The organism is Methylobacterium sp. WL120, assembly GCF_008039465.1.
In the GTDB taxonomy this organism is placed as follows: Bacteria; Pseudomonadota; Alphaproteobacteria; order Rhizobiales; family Beijerinckiaceae; genus Methylobacterium; species Methylobacterium cerastii.
In genome coordinates, this window is record NZ_VRUT01000299.1 from 1 (window position 1) to 2,486 (window position 2,486).

The 2,486-nt window shown below is 76.1% G+C and carries 5 protein-coding genes; all 5 read right to left on the reverse strand.

The features are described 5' to 3' along the window. Positions 1-141, reverse strand: a 141-nt coding sequence (locus FV229_RS26470) for a GTA-gp10 family protein (protein WP_147754758.1), incomplete at its 3' end; no start/stop codon positions are given. A 383-nt stretch (positions 142-524) separates the two neighbouring features. Next, positions 525-935, reverse strand: coding sequence for a phage major tail protein, TP901-1 family (locus tag FV229_RS26475; RefSeq protein ID WP_147754759.1), 411 nt, complete (start codon positions 933-935; stop codon positions 525-527). Further along, on the reverse strand, positions 932-1,378 hold the full coding sequence (locus tag FV229_RS26480) for a DUF3168 domain-containing protein (protein WP_147754760.1): 447 nt from the start codon (positions 1,376-1,378) through the stop codon (positions 932-934). Before FV229_RS26480 ends, FV229_RS26475 begins: the two co-directional genes overlap by 4 nt. Next, positions 1,375-1,722 (reverse strand): head-tail adaptor protein, encoded by a 348-nt coding sequence (locus FV229_RS26485; RefSeq protein ID WP_147754761.1) that lies wholly within the window; start codon positions 1,720-1,722, stop codon positions 1,375-1,377. The genes FV229_RS26480 and FV229_RS26485 overlap by 4 nt, the downstream gene beginning before the upstream one ends. Positions 1,723-1,777: 55 nt before the next feature. Next, a complete protein-coding gene (locus FV229_RS26490; protein ID WP_147754762.1) occupies positions 1,778-2,335 on the reverse strand; it encodes a phage head-tail connector protein in 558 nt (185 codons plus the stop codon). Positions 2,336-2,486 lie beyond the last annotated feature (151 nt).

The following is a 2,486-nucleotide window of genomic DNA, read 5'->3' on the forward strand; positions in this document are numbered from 1 at the left end:
TCCATGGCCAACCGCAGGCGCGGCGAGGTCGCCCGCCTGCAACGCGTCCTCGAGCTCCGCCAGGGCGCCGAGGGTGAGGCAGAGGGTGTAGCGGGTCCCCCCGAGATCGAGCGGCACCTCGCCGCGCCTGCGGTTGGCCATGGATGGGTGTCTCCTAGGGTGGCCTTCGACCGGCTCGGTCGAAGGCGTCCGCCGCACCGGCGGCGGCGTGCGGTCGCGCTGGCCGACTGGCGTCGGGATGGTTCCTTCCTGGTGGCCTTCGACCGAAACCGGTCGAAGGCGCCCGCCGCACCCGCGGCGGCGCGCGGTCGCGCTGGCCTCCCAAGGTCGGGATGCTCGGCTTGGTGGCCTTCGACCCCAACGGGTCGAAGGCGCCCGCCGCACCCGCGGCGGCGCGCGGTCGCGCTGGCCTCCCAAGGTCGGGATGCTCGGCTTGGTGGCCTTCGACCCAAACGGGTCGAAGGCGCCCGCCGCGGCGGCGCGCGGTCGCGCTGGCCGACTGCCGTCGGGATGTCCGTGCTGGATCAGAGCGCGGTGAAGGCGACGGCGCCGGCCGATTCCAGGCTCATGTCGAAGGTGACCTCGCCGGCGTGGTCGCCGCGATATTCGAGCGCGGTGATCTGGAACGGACCTTCGAGGGTGCCGAAGGCCGGCACCACCACCTGGAAGGTCTCCATCACCCCGTCGAAGAACACCTGCCGCAGCCGCAGGTCCGAGGCCTCGTCGCGGAACACGCCGGAGCCCGAGATCGCGGCGCGGCGCACGCCGGCGCCGGCGAGCAATTCGCGCCAGCGCCCGACGGAATCGGCGTTGGTGACGTCCACGGCCTCGGCGTTGAAGGCGACCTGGCGCGCGCGCAGGCCCGCCACGGCGACGAAGCCGCCGGCGCCGTTGCCGGCGCGGATCAGCAGGTCCTTGCCCTTCTGAGCGGTCATGGTGGGTTCCTTTCGGTGACGGCCTGGAGCGTGAGGGTGGCGCGGGCCTCGCCGGTGCGCTCGTCGCGCCGCGCCGCGATGGCCTGGACCCGCAGGGTCACGAGGGCGTGGCCGGTCAGCGCCAGGGCCGGGTCGGCGACCAGCGCCGACATCCGCTCGGCGGCGTCGAGCGCGGTGCGGACCGAGCCCGGCCGGGCGAACACCACGAGGGCGTGGCTGTGCTGGTGGCGGACGGCGCCGTCGACGGAATCGTCGCGGATCTCGGCGTCGCCGAACAGGGCGTAGACCGGCTGCGCGCCGGCCGGCGGCTCGTCGTAGAGGCGGAACGCCCCGCCCATCAGACGGGCGAGCGCCGCGTCGGTAGAGAACCGCGCGATCAGCGCCGCCCGCATGGCGAGGAGCGGGCTCGGCGCTGGCGGCATGACGGAGGGGATGCCGCTCATGCGCTCGCCTCCGGCAGGGCCTCGACGTGGCAGACGAGGTCGCGGCCGCGGTCGTCCGGGTCGAGGATCGCCCGGATGGCGAACCGGCGCGGGCCGGCGGCGAGCCGCATCGCCGCGGTGAGGCCTGCCCGCGCCCTCAGGGTGATGCGGTGGGTCGCGACGCCGTCGTCGCGGCCGCCGCGCAGGCGATCGACGATGCCGACCGGCTCGATCGCCCCCCACAGCACCGGCCCGGCGACGTAGCGCCGGAGGGTGCCGCCGAAGCCGTCCGGCTCGTCGATCGGCAGCTCCAGCACGAGCCGGCGGCGGCGCGCGCCGATCGCCGGCGGAACGGTGGCGGGCATGGCGGGCTCCGGAAAACGCGTGCTTGGAAGCGGGAGGCGGATGCGGCGGCGCGGGTCACAGCCGCAGCCGGCGGAAGGGCGCGGCGCAGGCCGCGAGGTCGCCGCCATCCGGGGCGGCGTCGTCGCCGCGGTGCTCGTAACGGGCGGCGGCCCGGCGCAGGACCGCGAGCCTGAGCGGCGGCGGCAGCGGCGGGCCGTCGCCGCCGTATCCGGCAGCGACCTCGACCAGGAGGGCGCGGGCGGCCGCATCGGGAAGGGCGCCGAGCTGCAGCCCGGGCGCCTCGATCCGGTCGGCGCCGAGGGCGACGAGGCCGGGGCCGAGTGCGACGAAGCCGCCATCCGCGGCGGAGAAGCCCGCGCGCACCAGGTCGACGAGGGGGCTCAGCGGTACCGGCACCCGGCCGTCCGCGGGCAGGCGGTCCAGCACCAGCCGCCAGGTGCCGGGCACCAGGATGCGGCGCGTCTCGGTCTCGAGCTCGGCGCGGGCGGCGGCGATCAGGGCGGCGAGCAGGTCGTCCTCGGCCGCGTCGTCCGGATCGAGGCGGAGGTAGCCGCGCAGCTCGGGCACGGTCACCGGCTCGACGACGGCGCCGGCCACGCGTATCGGCATCATCGCGCATCTCCATGAATCGGGGATCGAGGGGTTGGTGGATCGAGGGGTCTCGATGGTGTTCCGAGCAGGCGTTCCGCGCCCGGCCGCGATCGGCCTGGCGTGGCTCGCGACCGTGGCCCTCGCCGGCGGCCCGGCGGGCGCGGTGGTCGGC